The organism is Segetibacter koreensis DSM 18137 (assembly GCF_000374045.1).
Lineage (GTDB): Bacteria > Bacteroidota > Bacteroidia > Chitinophagales > Chitinophagaceae > Segetibacter > Segetibacter koreensis.
In genome coordinates, this window is sequence record NZ_KB893320.1 from 55,521 (window position 1) to 78,346 (window position 22,826).

Below are 22,826 nucleotides of genomic sequence, written 5' to 3' on the forward strand. Positions count from 1 at the left end.
ATTCAGTTTACACCTATTGCATTTCACTATAAAATTGTCACAAACACCTCTTTAGAGAAAACTATGCCACAATGCGAATTATAGTAAAAAGTATTTTGTTAATAATGGGTAAAAAGCTTATGAGAAATTATCCGGCGTCAACGTATTCTTGTGGTTGTTTGTACAAATTATCCTAAACTTGTTTCTTGCCTGTCAGCCTGAACGTGTTGCGCCTTGTAAAATACCTTACAATATCCCTAATTTGCGCTCATCTTCTGCCCATTCGTGAATTAAATTACCTGTCACGCCGTTTTCTGTCGTTTGAAAAGGTGTTGTTGATGACGTACAAGCATGAATTTGATTATAATAGTGGTGTGATGATGATGGAATTTTAGCAAAGCACCTCAGCTCTGTAATGGTATCTTTTTTTAAGGCAAGAGTATCAGTATTCCGTTCGTAGTTAGAATTACACGAACCAACAAACATAGAAGCGACAAGAATAACAAAGCTCATAGTAGTTTTTAAAGAGCGCGAAGTTAAGGATATCGCATCTTTTATATATCACCGGCAATGTTTCCAGTATCTCTTGCCATGCTGAACTTGTTTCACACGTCATCCTGCACTTGTTTCAGGACAACCCTATTTTACCGTGTAGTTAATAATGACAACAAGACTGTCTGTGCCCGTTTGTTGCAGACCATGCGAACTGCCCGGACGGGTAAGAATACCATCACCGGCTTTAACAGCAAAGCTATCACTATTCATTTTCATGATGCCTGTGCCTGAAAGAATGTAATAAATCTCATCTCCTTTTTGTAAGTGATAACCAATGGCTGAACCGGGTTTTAAAACGCGTTTACGAAAAGCGAGTTTAAGGCCAGGCGCTTTAGAAAAGAAAGAATAAGCGGTAGACATGCCAACTCCGTCATGCGGAGCAGGTTCCTCTTTTGCTAAATCTTTTTCATGCTCCAGTATATACTCATGTTGGTACCGCCTGCCTAGAACAAACGAAATCGCCGAAATCAAAATAACCAGTAAAAAACTTATTGTAAACAGCGCAACCTTTTTCATTATAAGATAATATTAGAGAAGATTGAGATAAAGTTATTTGATTATTTCATTTATTTACATTGTCTTTTTTATTGCCAATAATGGCATTACTAAATGATGCCTTCCAAGCGATCATTATTTTCAAAACGGCTAATATCGTTTTAGAGCATTTGGAACTTTATACTATTTCTAAAGTTAAAAGGTAACACAATTGTTGTATTATAAGCGGATAACATGTCAATAAGGGCTTGGACAAGAGATGAATTAATACTTGCTTTGAATCTTTATTTAAAATTACCATTTGGAAAACTTCATTCAAGAACGCCTGAAATTATACATCTTGCTCGCATTATTGAAAGAACGCCAGGTTCAGTTGCAATGCGATTAAATAATTTTGCTAGTGTTGATCCTTATCATATAGGAAGAGGTGTTAAAGGTTTATCAGGTGGAAAGAAGCAAGTAGACCCAATTTGGAATGAATTTATAAATAGCAAAGACGAATTACTTTTTGAAAGTGAAAGGATATTAGCTGAAAAAGAACAGCAAACAATAGAAAGTAAATATGAAGACATTCTTACAGGAACTGAAAATTTAAAGGGAGAAACAAAAATTAGAGAAGTAAAAACAAGGGTTAATCAAAATGTTTTTAGACAAATTGTAATAGCAAACTATTCTGGAAGATGTGCTGTTACCGGAATTGATATTCCTGATTTACTCGTCGCTAGTCATATAATTCCCTGGTCGAAAAACGAAGAACAAAGATTGAATCCTGAAAACGGTATTTGCCTTTCTGCTTTGTATGACAAGGCATACGATAAAGGTTATATTGGAATTAATGAAAATTTTGAAATGCTTCTTTCAACTTCTCTACATACAAAGCAAAAGGAAATTTTCTATCATCAATATTTCAAACCCTTGATTGGAAAAAAAATAATACTGCCCACGAAATATTATCCTAATAAAAATTTTTTGCAATTTCACCTTGATGTAATTTTCAAGGGATAATAGATTTAGATAAATAAATATTTACCATGCGACCTGACAATCTTCTCGGCAATATCCTTTGGCTAATCTTTGGTGGCTTCGAAGCTGCGTTAGGTTATTTTATAGGTGGCTTCATGCTTTGCTTAACAGTTGTTGGCATTCATTTTGGGTTGCAATGTTTTAAAATAGTGTATTCGTTTTGGGGCTCTGTGGGTTGCAGCCAGTAAGTACCGATAGTCTTTCGGAAACAATCAATCTTTTAAAACCGCTATCAACTAATTTTAGTACCTTATAGAAATTTTAAAACTTTATAGTAATGAACGAAGAACAAATCATACCCGGAAAAGCTGAAGAAGCAGCGCAAGATACAAGCAGGGTATTCCTAAATGATAGCAGTTTGCAGTCGGGAAAAGAGTTTGAAAGCGATAAGGTTAATGATGACTACTATGCAGTAGATAATCCTAAAAAGGAACTGTTAACAAATATTGGTGATGGTGAAATGCGGGATGAAGGAACTGTTGGAGAAGGTAATATTACTGAAGAAAATATATTTTCATCAGAAGGAATGGCAGACCAGCAGGATACATCATTGCAGGAGTCCGGGAATTAAAAACGAAAATATCTTGCAAAAAAAGCACCACTAAGTGGTGCTTTTTTTGTTTATGCGGACTGGTTAAATCACAACATGGCTGCAAATACTTCCGTTTATAAATCGCGCTCCGGCTATGGAAATATCATAAAAAAAGAGCTTACCTACGACAAGCAAAATGGGCACATACACTCGAAATGACAACGAACTAAAACGCTTCGTATATTTAGCTATTTTAGATTTATTTTTTACCTCTATGCGTCCCGATAATCTTCTCGGCAATCTCATTTGGCTCATCTTTGGTGGCTTTATAGCTGCGTTAGGTTATTTTATAGGTGGCTTCGTGCTTTGCCTAACAGTTGTTGGTATTCCTTTTGGCTTGCAATGTTTTAAAATAGGAGTCTTTGTTTTAAGACCTTTTGGACTACAGGCTGTTAGTACCGGAAGTTCTTCTGGTTGTCTTTCATTACTACTTAATGTTATCTGGATTGTTTGCGGTGGCTTCGCTGCAGCAGTTGCACATCTTACTTTTGGCGCTTTGTTGTGCCTCACAATTATAGGTATCCCTTTTGGTTTACAGCATTTTAAACTGATAGAAGTTTCTTTAATGCCATTTGGGAAAAGAATAGTTGCGAAGTAAGAATTGGGAGATTTATATAGAAGAAAACTCTCAGGGGATATTTTAAAATAAGCTGGAAATGGAGTTATCACCGATAGTTGTGATGATAGTACGAGAACCAGGATTAATGTAATTATTCGGGTTGGCGAAATTCTATGTTGCTGTCTTCTCCTTTTTGTATCATGGCTTGCAGGCGCAGCTCTTCTATATCCAGTTCCCGCTCTGCTTTTGAAATAGTTTCATCATTGTAAGTTCCTTCTTTGTGAAACTTTATGAGTAGTTCACGCCGGTATTTTATTAACTCAAGCCTTGCAGAAAGCAGTTGACTTATAAAGGTTACATGCTCAGAATTCTGTTGGGTTTCTGGCTTCTCCTCTGATAATTCTTTAGAAAGTAAATTAAAATTAGCTTCATAGGGCTTCCTGATTTGTGCCAATACCTTTTCATCGAGCTTAAAAGGAAATTCTTTGTCTATAAACCGAAGAACATCTTCTGTCATTGTTAGCTGCAGGTCTTTTTCTTCGTGTTTTTGCAAATCATCCTGGGGTTTAATTTTTAGTAGCTTTATTAGCAAGGGCAGGGTTAGTCCCTGTACTACTAAGGTGACAAGTATTACAATAAAAGCCAGAAGCAGTATCGTATGTCTTTTTGGAAAAAGCTCGTTATTACCTATCGTTAAGGGTAAGGCAAGTGCGGTGGCTAAGCTCACTACACCTCTTGTTCCGGTCCATGCTACTATCAACACATTTTTCCACGAAGTGTCATCGCTTTTGGTTTCAGATGGGCTGCTGCTCCTTCGCTTAAAAATAGTTTGATGGTAGGCACCTGCAAATACCCATAATATGCGAATGATAATTGTAACTAAACTTATAATAAGACCATAACCTACAATTTCAAATACAGTTCCGGTTTTAAGGTTTTGAACTATGGCCGGCATCTGCAGGCCGATAAGAATAAATACCATTCCGTTTAATAGAAAAATTACAGTGTCCCAGATGGTTTTTGTTTGCAGCCTTGTTTCTGACGAAAATACCTCGCGAGAACGCCATGATATAAATAATCCGGCAGTAACTACAGACAGAACTCCCGATGTATGAAATTCCTCTGCCAGCAAGTAAGCCATAAATGGCGTTAACAGGCTTAAGCTGTTTTCTACAACGGTATTATCTTTAATTTTCTTATGCGCAAAAACCATTATAAAACCAATAAATAATCCTGCTAATATGCCACCGGTCGACACGATTAAAAATTGTACGCCCGCTTTCCAAAACACAAATGTTCCGCTTATAGCTGCTGCCACTGCATACCTGTAAGCAATAAGCGCAGAAGCATCATTTACCAGGCTTTCCCCTTCGATAATGGTAATTACCCTGCGGTTTAGTCCAAGCCCCCTGGTAATGCTTGTAGCCGCTACTGCATCTGGCGGAGAAATAATAGCGCCTAATACAAAAGCCAAAGGCCAGCTAAAGCCGGGAATAAGATAGTGTGCGGCAACGGCTACGGTAAGGGTGGTAAAGAAAACAAGCGTAATGGCAAGGGTAGATATGGGTCGTATATTGTTTTTGAAGTCGTGCCAGGAAGTTTTAGAAGCGGCATCGTACAGCAGGGGCGGTAAAAAAACAAGGAAAACAATTTCCGGGTTCAGTTCCAGGTCGGGCAATACTGGCACAAAGCCAATAATTAGTCCAACTACTACCAGCAGGATGGGATAAGGTAATTTTATCCTATCAGCAAATGCTGACAGAACGATAAGAATGGTGAGTATAAAAATGACGATTTGGAAATTTTCCATGTGTAAATATAGGAAGGGAGAATATTTTATTACTATTCACGCAAAGTAGTGTAAAGGCGACCACATTAATACTTTACCTGTTTTCTGTTTTTCTTTTTAGCGTCGAACAAAAGAAAAAAAATCACCTTCTATTTTTCATATAGTCGTTGTGTAATTGTAATGCTACAGAAGGAGAGTTAAACCGGCACTCGCCCAATTGCTTTACCCATTTTATGCCTGCAATAGCATTGGTTAAAAACACTTCAGATGCGTTCAATACATCTTGCGCAGAAATGGTTGTTTCCATTATAGCTATATCGTCTTTTTTGCAGCATTCAATCAGGTAGGCTCGTGCTACACCATTTATACAACCTTCAGCAACTGCCGGGGTTTTTATGATGTTGTTTTCGACAATGAAAATATTCGCAACGGTAGAGTCGCAGATGTCGTCGTATGCGTTTAAAAGAAGACAATCGTTTAGCTTGTTCTTTTTGGCCCATAACGCAGCCATCGCATAGCCTAAGTAATTGTTGCTTTTTACCATCGAAAAAGAATCGGAGGTTTTTCTCGCTTCGGTATAAATATCTATATTAAGGCCGTTTGTATTTAACTCTTTACTTGTCTTCTCTAATGGCCAGCTTTGAATAACAAAATTGGGGTGAAGATTTTCAGGATCGTATAAACCCCCGTTACCGCGGTACACCATCAATCGTACACGTGCAAAAGATGAATGTTTGTTTTTAATCACCAGGTTTTGCACCTGGGAAGTTATATATTCAGGAGTAAAAAGCGCAGGTACGTCGAATGAGAGCAGTTGCAGTGAGGAAAAAAAACGTGTAATGTGGAAAGCCGCAAGCAGTATGTTTCCATCAACTACTTTCATGGTTTCAAAAAAGCCATCTCCGTAGCGGAATGACCTGTTATCAGGTGAAATATGAAAGACGTCTTTCTCCACAATTTTGCCGTTCCAGTTTATATATTCGGTCATAGCATGATGTTTTATGTAATCCCGCCTATTATTGTTCTTTTCGGTGAAACAAAGGAAACAAAAATCTGAGACTGTATAAAAAAAGCTTAAAACTGTATGCAGTCTGCAATAAAATCAGGTACAGCTTTTAAATAAATTGAGACCATAGCGCGGAGCATTTTTTTACGTGTTTTTTTCTAATTTGCCAGAAAGTATTTGTGTAATAGCTGCAGCTTTTACAATGCATTCTTCGTATTCGCTTTCCGGGTCGCTTTCAAAAGTAATAGCTCCACCCACCTGGTAACTTACATACTTTTTTTCGTCGTTGTACATTATGCTGCGGATAACGACATTAAAATCGAAATCTTTAGCGGGAGTGATGTAGCCTACAGTACCTGAGTAAATGCCTCTTTTTGTTTGCTCATATTCTTCTATCAGTTGCATTACTCTCTTCTTTGGCGCCCCGGTCATGCTTCCCATTGGGAAAGTGCTTTTAATAATATCTCCAAATCCTGCATCGGCCCGCAATTTTCCTTTTACTGTAGATATCAGCTGGTGCACTCCGGGAAAAGTATACACTGCGCACAATTCTTCCACATGTACAGAGCCTTTTTCACATATCCTGCTGAGGTCGTTCCTCACCAGGTCAACTACAATTATATTTTCTTTCCGGTCTTTTTTACTGTTAAGTAATGCTTGTTTAATTTGTCGGTCTTCTTCGTCATTTACGCCTCTTTTTGCGGTCCCTTTTATAGGTTGTGAAAGTATGTTTTCACCTTCTTTTTTAATGTATCGTTCGGGACTTGCACACAGTAAGTATTTATTATTTAGCCTGTAAAAAGAGCAAAAAGGATTCGGCGAAACCCGGGTGAGAAGGCGATATAAAACCACAGGAGAAATATGAGCGTTTTCTGCATAAAATTCCTGGGCATAATTGATTTCGTAGCATTCTCCTCTTAAAATGGGGTGTTTCAGGTGTTGAATGTTCTGAATGTATTCTTCTTTACTTATACGCGGTGCTACATTTACTGGTTGAAGGTGCTCTTCGCGTATTTGTTGCTGGTTGATCTCATTAAAAATAACATCTGCATTAGAAGCCATCAGGCCAATAGTAAGTGTGCTTTGCTTAATGATTAAAACAATTTCTGGTACAAATAAAAAAACATCAGGGAAGTTAATGTTATCGATATTATTTGAATAAAGATTTTCAATATGATTTTTTATGTCATAATTCAAGTGACCAAAAATCCAATCATTGGTATTATTTACAAAAGAGGATAGTGAAGAAAAAAGATCTTCTTTTAAATCAAATCTTTTAATGCATCCTGCTGCTGCAAGACACTCGTATGCTGAATAATGTGAATCGTATTGATGATTGTCTAAAAAGCAAGCAATCTTATACTTTGCCGCCCACTGCAGTAGTTTTTGTTTAAAGAGATGAATATCTTTTATTAAAAAAGTATGATATTTTCGTTCCAATGTTTTTATAGAAGCTTGAATGCAAGCTATATTATATCCATATTTTCAAAAGTAATTCAGCGAACGCTTTTTTATAGTGCACGTATTGTTACGCCTTTCAAATTTAACCTGGTTGCTACGCATTGCTTCTTTTATAATCAATACAAGGATGATTGGAATTTGCGGTGCTTTTAAACCATAGTATACAATTATTTATCGAAGTTTTAAACCGCTTTTTTATTTCGGTGCATTGATGCCCAAATCCCAATCATCTGTTCTAAAAGGTGCTACTGGTAACCCGCTTTTTGCAAATAAATTTCCAATTGCAGCATTGCTAAATCCAAAACGAACGGCAACAGGTTGTTTTACTTTATCAGTCCATACTACCAGTTTGTTGCCATTTATTTTTCCTTCAGCAGGATAGAATACCTTATCATTTCCGGCAACATACAATTGTGATATCGTATTTCCTTTTACCATTAATCCATCTTCTGCATTGTTAAAAGTAATGATTGCTTTGCCACCTTCCACGCTCATACTTTTGTAGAGGGGGCTTGCATAGGGCTTGCATGCTTTATTATATGTTTTAGCTAAAGCTAATGCAGCCAGCCTTTCACCTACAGCACGTTTAAGTGGCGGATGTATATCAGTGGTATCTGGTACAAGGTCTGTAGTTACTACCAGGCCCGTATTTTCCAAATCCAGCACTTTAACCTGCTGCTCCTGTATCGCACTGCCAGAATATCTCGTACCGTAAGTGAAAGGAGCTATTTGTACCAGATAAAAAGGAAAATTTTTGTTCCAGGCATTTCTCCATGATTTTATCATTGAAGTAAGCAACTTTGCATAGGTACTAGGTGCCGCAGTATTGCTTTCGCCCTGGTACCAAAGCGCACCCGCTATTTTGTAATTCGTTATTGGCGCTATCATCGCGTTGTAGGCATAGCCCGGCCAATAAGGCCAACCGTTTGATGGGGTTTGCTTGTGTGCAGCCTCTTTCAATTCCTCATCTGTATTTACAACCGGTGCAGGTGTCCACGTTTCGGCTGGAGTGCCACCCCAGGCAGCTTGTATTAAACCTATAGGTACATTCATTTCACTATTCAGCTTCTTACCAAAAAAATAGCCCGCCTGGCTAAAAAACTTCAAGCTATTGGAATCTGCTATTGTCCACTCTCCCTTACAGTCGTCCTGTGGATACATAGCGGTGTAGCGTGGTTCACGGAACAAATGAATATTGTTGTTGGGCGCATTTTTTAATTCTGGTTGTATATCTGTTGAGTCTTTGTACGAGGAGTTATATTCCATATTAGACTGGCCTGAGCAAACCCATACTTCGCCAACAAATACATTGTTTAGAACAGCTTCATCATTACCTGCCTTAATTGTAACGGTATATGGCCCACCCGCAGCAGGAGTTTGTACCATCATTTTCCATTTTGCGTCGCGCGTTGCAGAGACAGAATCGGTTTTATTATTCCACGAAGTAGTGATTTTTATTTTTTCTGAAGGGTTGCTCCATCCCCACAGCGCAACAGAAGATTTTTGCTGCAATACCATATTATTGCCAATAACCGATGGTAAGCGAAATTGGGCAAAAGTTAAACTAACATAAATCAGCAAAGCAAAAGACAGAAGAGTTTTTTTCATATATAGTTTTGTAAAAAGTATTTTGAATAAAGTTAGGGGAAGCAATTATTATGGGCGAACAAAAATATTCCTGTTTGTAATGGATTGACAGAAATCTGTAATTGGAAATAATAAGGAGGCGAATATTTCAGACTTTTTGATTAAAGAGCGCAGGAAAACTCACTTTTTATAAATGCTTCAATAAAAAGGTTGTAAATAAGGAGATCCGTGGTAATTGAAGACTTTTGCAAGTGTCAGACCGCAGTATCGTATGGCTTATATTCGTACAAATTGCGCGGATATTTATAAACGTTTGTAGAATAGTTTAAAAGAAATAGAATTAAAATGAAGGTTTTTATGAGCAAGGAAAAAAGATTTAGAGCGTTATTATTGGTTGGCCTACTGGCTTTCTCATCAGTCATATACTGTCAACGTGAATACCGCTATAAAGTAGATTTGATTAAGGTGGAGAATGATACGGTAAATGTTGAATTACAAGTGCCTAAATTGCAAAAGAGCCATGTTACTTTTTGCTTTCCTAAAATTATTCCCGGCACATATGCTGTCAGCGACTATGGAAAATTTATAAGCCAGGTAAAAGCTTTTGATAATACAGGAAAACGATTGCCTGTGTCTAAACTTTCTGAAGATAAGTGGAAGATAACACATGCTAATTCTTTAACCAGGTTGACTTATAAGGTTTCTGATATTTTTGATACAAAGATCAAGCACAATATTTACCCCATGGCTGCTACTAATTTCGAAGTAGGGAAAGATTTTGTGATCAATACTCCTGGTTTTTTTGGTTTTTTTGACGGATATGCTCAACTGCCTTTTACAATTAGTATAGCTAAACCTGCAAGCCTCTATGGTTCCACCAGCCTTATCGCTGCCCAACAAACTCCCGAAAAAGATGTTTTTAAAGTAAACAACGTTGATGCCTTATATGACTCGCCTATCATGTATTCTGTGCCTGACACTACTACGGTAACTGTAGGTAATTGTCATGTATTAGTATCTGTTTACTCACCAAATAAACTGCTTACATCAGAAGAAATAGCAAAATGGATGAGTGACATACTCGACGCTGCAAAGCAATACCTTGGAGGAAAACTTCCTGCAGATAAATATGCTTTCTTATATTACTTCAAAGGAAATAAGGTAAAACATTCATTTCCGGCAGGGCTTGGCGGAGCTTTGGAACATACTACTTCTTCGTTTTATTACCTTCCTGAGATGCCTGCCGACCTGATAAAAAGCACCATTGTAAATGCTTCCACACATGAGTTTTTTCATATTATAACACCCCTGACTATTGCGTCAAAAGAAGTAAAGGAGTTTAATTATAACAAACCCGTTTTATCAAAACACTTGTGGCTGTATGAAGGTGTAACAGAGTATACTGCTCACTATGTACAGGTAAAATATGGATTAACAAGTGTTCAGGAATTTTTGGATAAGCTATCTGAAAAAATAACAAACTCACGAACAACTTACGACGATACACTTCCTTTTACAAAATTAAGTAAGGGAAGCGCGGGCAAGTACGCCAGGCAATATGGTAATGTGTATGAAAAAGGAGCGTTGATTGCGGCTTGCCTTGATATATATCTTCTCCATTTGTCTAATGGAACCTATGGCTTAAAAAATCTTACCCATGATTTAGGAATCAGGTATGGGAAAAAAAGATATTTTAATGATGATGAATTATTCGGTGCAATTGAAGAATTAACCTACCCCGAAGTTGAAGATTTTTTGAATAAGTATGTTGCCGGCTCTTCACCTATTCCTTATGAATATTTCTTTGGACTGGCAGGAATACAATTTTCTCCCAGGGCAGAAACAAAAATATTTTCTATGGGTGGAATAGTTCCTTCAATATCGGAAAAAGGGATCGTGGTTATAGCTCCGGGGCCGCCGATGAATGAGTTTGGTAAAAAAGTGGGCTATAAGGTTGGAGATGAATTATATGCAATTGATGGAGTAAAAGTTAGTCCATTAAACCTGGTGCATGTCATAGACAGCATTAAAAGTACGATGAAAGAAGGTGATAATTATGAAGTGCGGGTTGGACGTAAGAATAAAGCCGGCGATGTAGACACTGTTTTATTAAAAGCCAATGTGTTTAAAGTGACTAAAACTGAGCTGAACAAACTCGCGCCAATGGATAATGCAACACCTCAACAAAAATTCATCCGGCAAAAATGGCTAACAGCGCCAGAAAATGTTTCAACGCTTCAGCCGCCTGCAAACCCTGCCGATGTAAATAGTATTGATGCTATTACGAAAGCTACCTATAGTGTAATTTCCGGAGCGGCAGTCCGGTTATTGGGAGCGATTTAGTACCTTGCATATCAACCTACCTTTTTGCATGCGACTTTTGAGGCCCCAATGGAAAGTCGCGCTTAGATTGTGTCAGCAAATTCTTTCAGCGCCGAGTTTTAAACTTCTATCTAATACCTGCAATTTCATGGCGCTCTAACCTTTTGTTTAAGCCTTTTTCCCGCTTGGCATAAGTTTGTTACACTGTAATTACTAATGCCATAGTAATGAAAACGAAAGAGCCGATAGCAGATTCAACATTAAAGAATAAAAAAAATAACGTAAAAGGAAAAAAAGCACCATTTCCTTCTGATATTATGCCAATGCTGGCAACTCTTGTGGATAAGCCTTTCGATGAACCCGGTTGGATGTATGAGGTGAAGTGGGATGGATACCGTGCTATTGGTTATGTAAATGAAGGGCAGGCAGAGTTGCGGTCCAGAAATAATAAATCATTTAATGAAAAGTTTTACCCCGTTTTTGAAGCATTAAAGAAATCAGGATTGAATGCTGTAGTAGACGGAGAGATAGTTGTGTTAAATAGTAAAGGAGTACCGGATTTCGGCGGTCTGCAAGCGTGGAGAAGTGAAGCAGATGGAAAATTGGTTTTTTATGTCTTCGATATATTGTGGTTAAATGGTATGGATCTGATGAATGTACCCTTGAAAGAACGACGTGAAATTTTAAGATCTGTTGTACCGAAAGAAGGCATAATAAAGCTGAGTGAGAACTTTGAAGCAACAGGTAATGAATTTTTTGCTTTGGCAGAAAAAATGGGCCTTGAAGGAATAATGGCTAAAAAAGCCGACAGTTTCTATACTCCCGATTCACGTTCGAAAGAATGGCTGAAGATAAAAACGGAAAAACACCAGGAATTGATCATTGGTGGTTATACTTGCAATGAAGGTTCACCAAAACCATTCAGTGCCTTGTTGTTGGGTTTATTTGAAAATGGGGCATTTCATCATGTTACTCCTGTTGGTACCGGGTTTACTGTAAAAATGCAAAAGGAGATTGTAGAAAAACTAAAGCCATTGGTAATACAAAACTGTCCATTTATAGATGTTCCCGCTTTTAATAAACCATCCAGGTTTAGGCCAAATCCGCCTAACGCTACAGTAACGTGGGTAAAGCCTGAAATGGTTTGCGAGATTAGCTATCGTGAAATGACTAAAGACGGAGCTATTCGTCATCCATCGTTCAAAGGCTTGCGCGAGGATAAAGATGCAAAAGATGTGGTTAGGGAAAAGCCCGCTCCGGTTACAGAAATAGTGAATGAAGAAAATTCATTAGTTAGGAAAAAAGTTCTCGCAACCCCCGGAAAAGAAGAACGGAAAACATTATTAAACCCGGCAGAAGAATCACAGGTTAGAAACATTTGCGGGCATGATTTGAAGTTTACCAACCTAAGCAAGGTTTTTTGGCCGAAGGAAAATGTGACTAAAAGGGACATGCTTAATTATTATTACCAGGTTGCTCCGTATATGCTTCCCTATGTGAAGGACAAACCGCAGACATTGAACAGGTATCCGAATGGAATTGAAGGGAAAACTTTTTATCAGAAAGATGTAAAAGGTAAAGCGCCAGAATGGGTTAAGACCTTTCCTTATCACAGCTATACTGATGGCCGCGATAAAGAGTTTGCTGTAATAACTGATGAGGCTAGTTTGCTGTATGTTGCGGGGCTGGGTTGTATAGAAATTAACCCCTGGAGTAGCCGTACCGATAAGCCCGATAACCCTGACTGGTGCATTATAGATCTTGACCCGGATAAAAATACTTTTGAACAGGTGATAGAAACTGCATGTGTAACGAAACAGATTTTAGATGCTATTGAAGTTACTGCATATTGTAAAACTTCCGGCTCAACAGGATTGCATATTTATATTCCTTTTGGAGCAAAATACATATATGAAGATTCGAAAGAATTTGGACGATCTTTGGCAAAACTGATACACGGACAATTGCCTGATTTTACAAGCATTGAGCGGAAAATTTCTGACAGGAAAGGCAAGATGTACATTGATTTTCTACAAAATCGTCCACAAGCTACTGTTGCTGGTCCTTATTCCTTGAGGCCAAAGCCTGGCGCCCCTGTTTCAATGCCTTTGCACTGGGAAGAAGTGAAGAAAGGCATGACTATTCAAAGCTTCAATATATTTAATGCAATCGACAAGATAAAAGAACAGGGAGATATTTTTAAAGGCGTGCTGGGCGAAGGAATTGATTTGCCAAAAGCATTAGAAAACATTGAAACAAATTTTGGTGGCGGGTGATCAAGAGCAATTAATAATTAACAATGATGGATTAACGACACTAAGTGGAAATCTGTTGTTTTTCATTCTTCTTATTATTCACTGTTCCCTTTTCATTGTTACGTGTTCATTATTTAAATTTTTAAAGAAAATAATTCAATTCCCTGGTTTTTTCCTTTTAGCTCTATAATGCCAAGGCTTTCGCTTTGCCATTCTTTAAGATCTGCATTATCAAGAAAGTCTTTTGATACAATAAATTTTTGATTGAGCTCGCTGCAAGCGGTGCGTATACGTGCAGTGGTATTCATAGTATCCCCGCTCATAGCGATGTCTTTTTTTATGACTCCTATTTCTCCTACAGTCACATCGCCGGCATGTATGCCTACTCTAAACTCGGGAGTTACGCCAAACCTTCTACGAAAATGTTCATTTCTTTTTTGCAGGTTTTTCCTGGCTTCTATTAAAGCTTCCATACATCTTTTTGTATTTCTTTTTTCAAGTGGCCACGACACAACCACTTCGTCTCCGACGTACTGGTATATATTGCCGCCATGTTCAATCAGGGCATTTGAGATCTGGTAAATGAACTCCCTGATGAATTTAAAATTCTGCTGGTGGCCGAGTTTTTCCGCAATAGGTGTAGAATCTTTTAAATCCATAAACATTACGACCCGCTTTTCAATTTTAGGCTGTAGATATTTACCTAAAAGAATGTCCATAAAGACTCCCGGTGAATACTTTTCATTTACCTCGATTATTAGCTGGGTAAGTACAAACAGCACCATCCAGTAAAGCATTTTTTGGGTTATCCAACGAATATCGGTTGCATCCTGTGCATATTTGTGCAAAGCATCAAAAACAGTATAATGAAGAGTCGCGATAATGTTAGCTGTATGTATAATAAAATTGATGACATACGCAGCAACAAGTAAAATGCTGCTGCGATAAAAAAAGCTGACTGCTAACGGCCTGTTTCTAAACATGCGGCGTAGCTTAAAGATCAGGAGATAGCCAATACCCAGGCTCATAATAAACAACAGGAATGAACGAAGAGCAATGGCGGAAGCAAAGCTATAATAAGTGGGTTCCGGGCGGGTAAGTACCATTATCAGGTCAATTATCGTCCAGCAAACGGAAATATAAAATATAAGTAAAAATCTATACCTGCTTACAAAACTAAAGTTGAATAAATTTCTAAAAGGAAGTTTCATATATTAAAGAGGAGTTCCCTGTGCATTTGTAATTACTCCATCTGCACTATGGCTAAAGATAGCTGCAATGGCAAATGCAATGACAGAAATTATTATTCCAACCATAAAAATATTGTAAGCCCAGCGTATAAGCCTGTACTTTCGTGCAAGAACAACGCCCAGCTGGTATATATCTTTTACCAAAGAACCGTACAAATATTCGGAATCTACCATCATTTTAGACATAGCCTTTTCGTACTCTTCCATACTGCTTTTATAAAAATTGCCAAAAAACAGCAGGTTGGTTTTTTTATTATCTATGTCTTCGTCGCTAAACGTACCGAGGCTTACTTTAGGCCGTGTGGCCAGTATAGCAACTACAATTGTACAAACAGAAGATGTAAGAAAAATTACGGTAGGAATGGTTAAATAAGTGTCGACTTGTAACCGCCGAAGCAGCACAGACAATATAACGGAGATAATAATCGCATTTACTGATATAAGTATATTGGCTTTACCGTCTGCCATATCACTTAACTTCATATGGTTTTCTGAAGTAAGCCGCAGCATGGTTTGTATACCCTTTGTAGTTAAATTATTAGTTGCTTTCACTGCTTCTTTGTCTATAACAGCAGGTGTGGTATCATCCTTGTTTTCTTCAATATTTTTCTTCAGTTTTTTGATATTCTTTTTTTTACTTTCCATTAATGTTTCTTTGCAGTACGAGGTGTAGTATTCGTGATGTCGTAGAAATTTCAAGGCTTTTTTATTCCAGTCCTGCATACTCATATAGCCGTTGCGTAATGTGTGCTCTTTATATACCAGGTAATTTGTCGTATTAAATTCTTTGGTTCCCAGGTTGTAGGTGTCGGCGTCTGCTATTATCTGCTGCAATAGATTTAAGGGCTTTACATCTGCTTTAGTTGCCATGATGCATTCTTCAATACTTTTGATCAAATCCACTTCCCCTGGATATTCCTTCATGAAATCTTTCATCAATTCCACACTCTTTTCTTCGTGCACTGCAGGTTCTGCTGCCAGGTAGCCTGTATCGTGAAACCATGCTGCTATATATACAATCAGCACATCGGTATCTATAAGATTATAATGTCCTGCAATTTCCTTCACTCTGCTTACTACCTTTTGAGTGTGTTGAAGATTATGATAAACAAGTTTAGGATCGTGCGACTGTGCAAACATGTCTGATACATATGTCTCCACTTTTTTATAAATATTGTTATAGTCCATGAGATTGTTTTAAAATGTCAGGTTGAATTTAGTGCCAATTGAGATATTCAACAAAGTCTCTTCTTCAGAAAAGCCAACGGTTGCAGACATAATTACCATATTAAAAGGTGAATAATACAATCCGCCACCAAAGGCGTTGTGCCATTTATTGCTATTCTGATCTTTAGCCCAAACCCGGCCAATATCGTCAAAAGCAATGATGCCAACAGAACCAGGGAAAATAGAAGATTTGGAATCAAATAATTTTATAAGAAGGCTTAGACTGCCATAAGCAACAGAGGAGCCTGAAAAACGGTTTTTTCTGAATCCCCTTAAAAAATTATTTTGCCCGAGATTCATAGCCTGGAAGTATTCGTAATCTTTACTAAAAATATGGCCTGCGCCCAGGCGAAGAACACTCACCACCCCGGCCGGGTCGGTAAGGCTTGAATAAACAGTCATATCAGAAGTGAATGATGTTAATGCCCTGCTGTTTTTATTCATACCTGCTAAAGCAGAAAATTCTGTATTCCATAAGATGCCGCGGGTTGGCAAAAACTCACTGTTAACATTATTTATTTGCACTGCCAGTTTGCCTCCTGCGTACACCTTTGTCTTATATACATTTACAGAATCTAGACCTACAAGTGAAGGCATGCTTAAAATCTTATTTTCATTGTCTTTTAAATGATTCCAGTAATTATAAAATGAGGGCCCGGCTGATATTGAAACAATATTGGCTAAACGACGACGAAGCATTACATCGGCATAAGCATAATTATAACGCACACGGTAGTATTCAATTTCCTTTGTGTCTTGTATTTTGGTGAAATTTCCTAAGCCGAAAAAGTTGTTAAGTGCAGGTTTACCTAACTCGCCATCAGCAACAATATCATTTTTACCAATAACGTGGTTAAACTCACCTTGGTAAAACACTTTGTACGCACCACTGGTTAGGGCATATAACGAACTTAATTTTTGAAGGGTAGAATAAGGCTCTTTTCTGAAACCATATGTTTTTCTATAAAAACCTACTCCTGCCATCAGCCCGTCTTCTGCATTGTAACCTAGGTTTAGATTAGGAAAACTGTATTTATCATATTTAAAACCTGTAGTGCTATACTTATTTACTTCCGGATCATCTTCAAATTTATTAATAGTCTGACTCGTATTCTTAATAAGGTTATTTTCTTTTGTAAAATCGTACACGTAATTCTTTATCCTGCCATTAATATTGAAAGTGTCGTTTCCTTTTCCACCAATAATTCTAAGTGTAATCGGTGACTTTACTTTTTTATCAATTTCGAAAACATCATCTCCGTTAAGCCCGTATAGATCTATTTCTTTTGTCACCGAAGGTTCAAAAATCCTGCTATAAATTAAAGAGGCAGAGTCGGTCTTATCCGTTTTTTTGTACACCCTTACTTTTAAATTTTTACCGGCAGATTCCACTTTAAAAAATTCATTTTTGTTACTGCCTGTAATGTTTACCTGCCTTGATAAAAATTTATAGTATTTCATTCCTTCTTTGGGTAAGTCGTCTCTGCGGCTTTTTAGTTTTGCGCTTAATTCTTTACCATCTAACGCATATATTTCGTGAGGCAGATTTTTAACTGCTTTGTCAATAACATTATCAGGCAGGCTTGCTCTAAAAGTTGAAATAGTTTTCTTCCAGGTGGAAGAATCAAGACCGGTAAGAAAAGTTCTGTCTAAATCTTTTGCCCAGTATGCCAGCCACTTAATGGAAGGGATATGCTTTTTAAACCCTTTGAGGAAAGGAATTGAATTTTGCGTTGCATATTTCACCAGCAATCCGTTAGAATAAGAAAATGCCTGGTCCCTGTCTCGTGGAATGGGGTAATACAATTTTCCTTCGCCCGTATCTTTTTCAGCAAACCGCCACTGATCAAAGTGCCTGTCCCAATCTGCTATTAAAAAATCGAGTAAGCGTGCACGGAGAAAAGCCTTTTGATCAACGTGATTGTCGTTATCATCCAGTAGCTTGTTTACCAGTTTTTGCTCGCTTTTGGTGTCTTCACCATGTGGCGTAGGTTCTTTTTGCTCGAGAAGGCAAACGCTATTTGCAAAAAAAGGTCGGTAAATGCCCAAAGCCTGGTCATTAGGAACAAAATAGATTTTAGGAGAGGCTGCTACTACATTTACTGCTTTTGCCAAAGTGGGAACAATTAATGGAGAATAGGGATGGGCCGATGAGATGAAATCTTGCAGGTAATCTTCTGCTGCACTTCCCTGCACACCTTGCGGAAGTATTTTTGTAATATCTTTATTGATGGTTCGCAAGCTCCATTCTTTTCCATCTTTATCTTTTAATTTAAGTGACTTTGTCTGGTGGCCACCACCAAGGCCTGTTATTGTAAATCCACCCAATTCTTCATTCACCCGAAACACTTTTAGCTTTACAAGTGTTGCCCAAACATCTCTGTAATTACTTCCGTTTAAAAATTTCTGCAATCTAGATACCCTGGCATATTTAGCATTTGCCGATATGGTTATACTGTCTGCTGAGTAAGGTACATACACTATTGGAATAGTATCTTCTGATGCGGGTACAGGTATTTTTGAAAAATCAAGTACGGGGCTGTTAAAAGCTTTCCTGATAGAATCGCTAACTGTATAAAAAGTTACATCTACCTTTTTTTGCTTAAATATATCAAGAACTGCAAAACCGTTTAAGTCGGAAGTGAAGGGAGCTTTTTTGTTGGGAGATACGCGGGTACTTTTTGTGCCGCTTCCGCTGATGATATAGTTGTAGCTACTGTCTTTAATATATTCCAGGTTGTGTTCGTGTCCGGAAACAAAAATAACATTTGGGTGTGCCTTTGCTACTTTTTGCACATCATGTATCATATTAGCGTAGGCAGGATGCGACAGATCTTGTGGAAGACCAAAAACACCGCGGGCTATCGGGTATATAGAACCTATTACCGGCAGTGGAACATACAAGTTCGGCTTCCAGTCGGTAAGAGGAAAAATGTGCTGTTTCAAAGTAAAATAACCGCCATGAATACCATAACTTTTAAAAGGATGATGACAGGCAAGTATTACCAGCTTTTTTGAATTTTTTGAAAGAATATCTTCAATTTGATTCAGCACTTCCAGTTTGGTTTTATACGGGCAATCCGATTCTACGCCGGGTTTGTCGTACGGATGGATCCACCATTGGCTGTCAAAAATGATCATGACAACATCCTTACTAAGTTCTACTTCTACCGGGCCGCCACATCCGTCTTCGGGATAAAATTTTACATTTTTTCCTCCTTTTTGATCTACATATTGTTGTTCCCGTATTATAGCATCCCATCCTCCTTTTCCTGCCCGGTCCCAATCGTGATTGCCAGGAATAAAATAAACCTTTGCATCTGTTCCGGAAGCAATTGCTATTTGCGTATCTAACACGCTTTTTCTGATATCATAATTAAAACTTTGTTCATCAGGCAATCCTGTTGTATAAAGATTGTCACCTAAATATAAAATTGTTGTTTTATTGTCCAATTTGGTTGTTTTCCTCACTGCATCTATTACCGGGTGTCTTCCATTTTTAAAATCACCTGCATCGCCGATAAGTATAAGTCTTGCCTGTAAACTATCATTTTGTGAATAACCATTTATCCTTATTAATATCAATAGAAGAAGTGCACTAACCTTTATCATGAAGAAATGGTTTGTATTTAAATATTAAAATATTAGGCGCACCAAGATCTGCTGCCTCATTAGAAACTATCAAATCGCCGGCGGGAGTAAACGTGATTCCTTCAGGTTGTTTAAACAGCCTGGGATCCAGTTCATAAACATCCTTTATTTTTCCTGAATGGTTAGCAATGACAAGCAGTTTATTAACAGATGAAATTATATAAACATCTTTGGTTAAAGGGTGAACCGCGGCTGCCGAAGGACTAAATTTTATTTTATCAACACCTATCTCTTCTGCAATATCATCAGTATTTATAGTAAAAAAAGGCGTATCTGAAAAAGTGTGATTACCCGGATCAAATGCATATGCAGAAGTACTTTTGCTGCTATCAGATGCACAGTTTTTACAAAGTACTATTATCTTTTTTGGGGATGGGTCATAATAGAGGGTTTCAAATTCATTATCACCCTGAAGAGAAATGGAGAAACCTGACGATTGCAAAGAGTCTTTGGATAAAAAAGTGAAAGCTTTCACATGACCATTGCTTTGTAAAGCATAAAAAGTACTGTCGTAAAGTAATATATCTTCATAATCCGCTTCCCCTGAGAATTTCCATTTTTTAACCTGTACCTGCTTTCTTATGTATATTTTGTATAAAACACCCTCTTCATCGTCTACCGCAAAAATGCTGGTATCTTTAGGATAATAATTAATTCCGGAAATTTCATCAAGGTTTGTTTTTAAATGTATCATTACCGGATTTGTAAGATCATAACCGGGCAATGAAGGATAAGTATCGGTCTCTTTCTTCTTAATACAGGCAGCAAATAGAAAAAGGGAAAAGCTAAGCAGCAATTTTCTGGTTATCATGGATGAATGGAAAAACTTTTGAGCCGATAAAATTAATAATTGCATAAGGGTAAATCAAAACTATTTGCTACATTCCTACTCCGTGTTATGCTAACTGTTAAGGCAAGCAATAAATTCTGCAATATTTATACCATTTAAAAAGCTTTGCAATGAGCTGAAAAATAAATGGAAAGAAAGTAAAAAACATGCAACTTCATTTGTAAAAAGTATCTTTCCTGGCAATTGCTTTTTATCCTGCATATGTTATTCGTCGTGCTACATAGCTAAAGAGCGTCAGCGGTATTTTTTTATGATAGAAAAGTAATAAGGTTAGCAAATAAATTACCACTTATCCTTTCAGAACCGTGGGTATGAATGTTCTTATTGCCATTTATCCAAAAATTATCATTAATTGTAACCTATATTATCTTCCTGCGTTATACCTGAAAACAACTGTCAATTATGAAAAAATTACTCTTATCATTATTTACTTTCATTACTGTTTGCAGCTTTGCACAATGGGAAACTATAACCGGAAACGGAAATGTAAAAAAAGAAACGCGTGAAGTAACGGGGTTTACCGGTGTGGCATTATCAGGTAATATGAATGTTCAATTAGCTTACGGAACTTCTAACACCATAACTGTTGAAGGCGATGAAAATCTTTTGCCATACATTGAGACAAAGGTGCAGGATGGCGTGTTGCAGGTAAAAACAAAGAATAGAACGGGCCTTAAAACTAAAAGCAAATTAATGGTATATGTCAGTTTAACAAAAGTTACAGAGTTAAAGGTCAGCGGAAGTGGAAACATTACAGGCAATGGCGAATTTACCAACGATGGTAAAACAAATATTGCGGTATCGGGTTCGGGAAATATAAACGTTGGAATGAATTCTTTTAACGAAACCAAGATTGCTGTTTCCGGTAGTGGCAATGTTACGCTTAAAGGAAAGAGTACGAATAATATAGATGCGACTATCAGTGGCAGCGGAAATATTGATTGCAGTGATGTTGCCTGCAACGATGTATTTGCACATGTAAGCGGCAGCGGAAATATAAAGGTATATGCCAATAGAAGTATCGACGCGAAAGTAAGTGGCAGCGGAAATATTTACTATAAGGGTTCGGCCACAAACATTAATTTAAAATCTTCTGGCAGCGGAAAGATTATAAAGTCATAAAAAGCGTGTTATTTGTTTAGAAGCTCCTGCAGGTAAAAATTGCGGGAGCTTTTTATTTTATTAGCAACAAGGGAATTTTGTTTGTTACAAGTTGTAACCATTACCAAAGTATTTTAATTCACACTTTTGTCAAACAATTTAATCCTGTTTCCATTCGTTCAGCTTTTGCTGTAATTTGCGCCCATGCAACAATATCAGCAACTTCTTCAATATATTTTAGACAACGGGGTCACAAAAACTGATAGAACCGGTACAGGAACTATCAGCGTTTTCGGTTACCAAATGCGATTTCACCTTGCAGACGGCTTCCCGCTTGTGACAACAAAAAAGCTACATATTAAAAGCATTATTTACGAATTGTTGTGGTTTTTAAAAGGGGATACCAATATAAAATACCTTACAGACAATGGCGTAAAAATCTGGAATGAATGGGCAGACGAAAACGGTGATCTTGGTCCTGTTTATGGCAAACAATGGCGAAGCTGGCAAGGTGCAGATGGAAAAATAACAGACCAGATATCAGACGTCATTAACCAATTGAAAAATAATCCTGACAGCCGAAGAATGATAGTGAGCGCCTGGAATGTTGGCGAGCTTTCGGAAATGGCTCTTATGCCTTGCCATGCACTTTTTCAGTTTTACGTAGCTCCTCCTAATGTAGCGAAGGGTGAGACAAAAGGAAAGTTATCGTGCCAGTTATACCAAAGAAGTGCAGATGTATTTTTAGGCGTTCCTTTTAACATTGCTTCATACGCTTTACTTACTATGATGATCGCTCAGGTTTGTAACCTCGATTGTGGCGATTTCATTCATACTTTTGGCGATGTACATGTTTATAACAACCACCTCGAACAGGTAAAACTGCAGTTGAGCCGGTCTCCTTATCCTTTACCGCAAATGAAGATAAATCCGGAAGTTAAAAATATATTTGATTTTCAGTTCGCAGATTTTACTCTGGAAAATTACCACCATCATTCACCTATTAAGGGTGAGGTCGCTGTGTAACCAGTAGTTACTGGTAATTGCGAGGTGGGTTGATTGGTGAGACAAAGACAGCAATCCTGAGTAGAGGTGATATCTAAAGTAGGAATGGTAATGCGCTT

18 protein-coding genes are annotated in these 22,826 nt (G+C 37.6%); 8 read left to right on the plus strand and 10 right to left on the minus strand.

The genetic code is table 11. The features are described 5' to 3' along the window. Positions 1 to 225: 225 nt before the first annotated feature. Together B154_RS0108055 and B154_RS0108060 are read right to left on the minus strand one after the other, a co-directional pair. On the minus strand, positions 226 to 492 hold the full coding sequence (locus B154_RS0108055; protein ID WP_018613253.1) for a hypothetical protein: 267 nt from the start codon (positions 490 to 492) through the stop codon (positions 226 to 228). A 126-nt stretch (positions 493 to 618) separates the two neighbouring features. Beyond that, on the minus strand, positions 619 to 1,050 hold the full coding sequence (locus B154_RS0108060) for a cupin domain-containing protein (protein ID WP_018613254.1): 432 nt from the start codon (positions 1,048 to 1,050) through the stop codon (positions 619 to 621). A 213-nt stretch (positions 1,051 to 1,263) separates the two neighbouring features. Between B154_RS0108060 and B154_RS0108065 the strand changes: the two genes are divergently transcribed. The 4 genes from B154_RS0108065 to B154_RS0108075 all read left to right on the plus strand — a co-directional run bounded on the left by B154_RS0108065 (position 1,264) and on the right by B154_RS0108075 (position 3,242). Continuing rightward, a complete protein-coding gene (locus B154_RS0108065; RefSeq protein WP_018613255.1) occupies positions 1,264 to 2,034 on the plus strand; it encodes an HNH endonuclease in 771 nt (256 codons plus the stop codon). A 26-nt stretch (positions 2,035 to 2,060) separates the two neighbouring features. Beyond that, complete coding sequence (locus B154_RS31315; protein WP_083934937.1) at positions 2,061 to 2,240, plus strand: YccF domain-containing protein; 180 nt, start codon at positions 2,061 to 2,063, stop codon at positions 2,238 to 2,240. Positions 2,241 to 2,329: 89 nt separating this feature from the next. After that, positions 2,330 to 2,623, plus strand: a complete 294-nt coding sequence (locus tag B154_RS0108070; protein ID WP_018613256.1) for a hypothetical protein — start codon at positions 2,330 to 2,332, stop codon at positions 2,621 to 2,623. Between the two features lie 157 nt (positions 2,624 to 2,780). Further along, a complete protein-coding gene (locus tag B154_RS0108075) occupies positions 2,781 to 3,242 on the plus strand; it encodes a YccF domain-containing protein (protein ID WP_018613257.1) in 462 nt (153 codons plus the stop codon). Positions 3,243 to 3,354: 112 nt separating this feature from the next. On the opposite strand, the gene B154_RS0108080 is transcribed toward B154_RS0108075, so the two are convergent. From B154_RS0108080 to B154_RS0108095, 4 genes are all read right to left on the minus strand, one after another. Next, positions 3,355 to 5,013, minus strand: a complete 1,659-nt coding sequence (locus B154_RS0108080; protein WP_018613258.1) for a Na+/H+ antiporter — start codon at positions 5,011 to 5,013, stop codon at positions 3,355 to 3,357. Positions 5,014 to 5,134: 121 nt separating this feature from the next. Further along, positions 5,135 to 5,980 carry an aminotransferase class IV gene (locus tag B154_RS0108085; protein WP_018613259.1) on the minus strand — a complete coding sequence of 282 codons (846 nt, stop codon included), beginning with the start codon at positions 5,978 to 5,980 and terminating at the stop codon, positions 5,135 to 5,137. 162 nt (positions 5,981 to 6,142) lie between these two features. Beyond that, entirely contained in the window at positions 6,143 to 7,438 is a 1,296-nt protein-coding gene (locus tag B154_RS0108090) for an anthranilate synthase component I family protein (protein ID WP_018613260.1), read from the minus strand. A gap of 216 nt (positions 7,439 to 7,654) precedes the next feature. Beyond that, a complete protein-coding gene (locus B154_RS0108095; protein ID WP_018613261.1) occupies positions 7,655 to 9,067 on the minus strand; it encodes a sialate O-acetylesterase in 1,413 nt (470 codons plus the stop codon). Positions 9,068 to 9,403: 336 nt separating this feature from the next. On the opposite strand from B154_RS0108095, the gene B154_RS0108100 reads away from it, so the two are divergent. Together B154_RS0108100 and ligD are read left to right on the plus strand one after the other, a co-directional pair. Beyond that, positions 9,404 to 11,389: a M61 family metallopeptidase gene (locus tag B154_RS0108100; RefSeq protein WP_157580573.1), complete on the plus strand. Its 1,986-nt coding sequence runs from the start codon at positions 9,404 to 9,406 to the stop codon at positions 11,387 to 11,389. A gap of 206 nt (positions 11,390 to 11,595) precedes the next feature. Continuing rightward, positions 11,596 to 13,644, plus strand: coding sequence for a DNA ligase D (ligD, locus tag B154_RS0108105; RefSeq protein ID WP_018613263.1), 2,049 nt, complete (start codon positions 11,596 to 11,598; stop codon positions 13,642 to 13,644). A gap of 113 nt (positions 13,645 to 13,757) precedes the next feature. Here ligD and B154_RS30610 read toward each other — a convergent pair whose 3' ends face one another. From B154_RS30610 to B154_RS0108125, 4 genes are read right to left on the minus strand one after another with little or no spacing between them, the layout of a single operon-like run. Further along, positions 13,758 to 14,834, minus strand: coding sequence for an adenylate/guanylate cyclase domain-containing protein (locus B154_RS30610; protein ID WP_018613264.1), 1,077 nt, complete (start codon positions 14,832 to 14,834; stop codon positions 13,758 to 13,760). Between the two features lie 3 nt (positions 14,835 to 14,837). Then, positions 14,838 to 16,061, minus strand: a complete 1,224-nt coding sequence (locus B154_RS28000; RefSeq protein WP_018613265.1) for a Pycsar system effector family protein — start codon at positions 16,059 to 16,061, stop codon at positions 14,838 to 14,840. Between the two features lie 9 nt (positions 16,062 to 16,070). Next, positions 16,071 to 19,712, minus strand: coding sequence for a BamA/TamA family outer membrane protein (locus B154_RS0108120; RefSeq protein WP_018613266.1), 3,642 nt, complete (start codon positions 19,710 to 19,712; stop codon positions 16,071 to 16,073). Then, positions 19,699 to 20,562, minus strand: coding sequence for an SdiA-regulated domain-containing protein (locus B154_RS0108125; RefSeq protein WP_018613267.1), 864 nt, complete (start codon positions 20,560 to 20,562; stop codon positions 19,699 to 19,701). The genes B154_RS0108120 and B154_RS0108125 overlap by 14 nt, the downstream gene beginning before the upstream one ends. Positions 20,563 to 21,003: 441 nt before the next feature. Here B154_RS0108125 and B154_RS0108135 point away from each other — a divergent pair, with 441 nt between their 5' ends. Continuing rightward, positions 21,004 to 21,723, plus strand: coding sequence for a head GIN domain-containing protein (locus B154_RS0108135; protein ID WP_018613269.1), 720 nt, complete (start codon positions 21,004 to 21,006; stop codon positions 21,721 to 21,723). 183 nt (positions 21,724 to 21,906) lie between these two features. Beyond that, positions 21,907 to 22,728: a thymidylate synthase gene (locus B154_RS0108140; RefSeq protein WP_018613270.1), complete on the plus strand. Its 822-nt coding sequence runs from the start codon at positions 21,907 to 21,909 to the stop codon at positions 22,726 to 22,728. Positions 22,729 to 22,826 lie beyond the last annotated feature (98 nt).

Coding starts and splice junctions, on each gene's coding strand:
- B154_RS0108055 (WP_018613253.1), bottom strand. CDS start 492: ATGAGCTTTGTTATTCTTGTCGCTTCTATGTTTGTTGGTTCGTGTAAT.
- B154_RS0108060 (WP_018613254.1), bottom strand. CDS start 1,050: ATGAAAAAGGTTGCGCTGTTTACAATAAGTTTTTTACTGGTTATTTTG.
- B154_RS0108065 (WP_018613255.1), top strand. CDS start 1,264: ATGTCAATAAGGGCTTGGACAAGAGATGAATTAATACTTGCTTTGAAT.
- B154_RS31315 (WP_083934937.1), top strand. CDS start 2,061: ATGCGACCTGACAATCTTCTCGGCAATATCCTTTGGCTAATCTTTGGT.
- B154_RS0108070 (WP_018613256.1), top strand. CDS start 2,330: ATGAACGAAGAACAAATCATACCCGGAAAAGCTGAAGAAGCAGCGCAA.
- B154_RS0108075 (WP_018613257.1), top strand. CDS start 2,781: ATGGGCACATACACTCGAAATGACAACGAACTAAAACGCTTCGTATAT.
- B154_RS0108080 (WP_018613258.1), bottom strand. CDS start 5,013: ATGGAAAATTTCCAAATCGTCATTTTTATACTCACCATTCTTATCGTT.
- B154_RS0108085 (WP_018613259.1), bottom strand. CDS start 5,980: ATGACCGAATATATAAACTGGAACGGCAAAATTGTGGAGAAAGACGTC.
- B154_RS0108095 (WP_018613261.1), bottom strand. CDS start 9,067: ATGAAAAAAACTCTTCTGTCTTTTGCTTTGCTGATTTATGTTAGTTTA.
- B154_RS0108100 (WP_157580573.1), top strand. CDS start 9,404: ATGAGCAAGGAAAAAAGATTTAGAGCGTTATTATTGGTTGGCCTACTG.
- ligD (WP_018613263.1), top strand. CDS start 11,596: ATGAAAACGAAAGAGCCGATAGCAGATTCAACATTAAAGAATAAAAAA.
- B154_RS30610 (WP_018613264.1), bottom strand. CDS start 14,834: ATGAAACTTCCTTTTAGAAATTTATTCAACTTTAGTTTTGTAAGCAGG.
- B154_RS28000 (WP_018613265.1), bottom strand. CDS start 16,061: ATGGACTATAACAATATTTATAAAAAAGTGGAGACATATGTATCAGAC.
- B154_RS0108120 (WP_018613266.1), bottom strand. CDS start 19,712: ATGATAAAGGTTAGTGCACTTCTTCTATTGATATTAATAAGGATAAAT.
- B154_RS0108125 (WP_018613267.1), bottom strand. CDS start 20,562: ATGATAACCAGAAAATTGCTGCTTAGCTTTTCCCTTTTTCTATTTGCT.
- B154_RS0108135 (WP_018613269.1), top strand. CDS start 21,004: ATGAAAAAATTACTCTTATCATTATTTACTTTCATTACTGTTTGCAGC.
- B154_RS0108140 (WP_018613270.1), top strand. CDS start 21,907: ATGCAACAATATCAGCAACTTCTTCAATATATTTTAGACAACGGGGTC.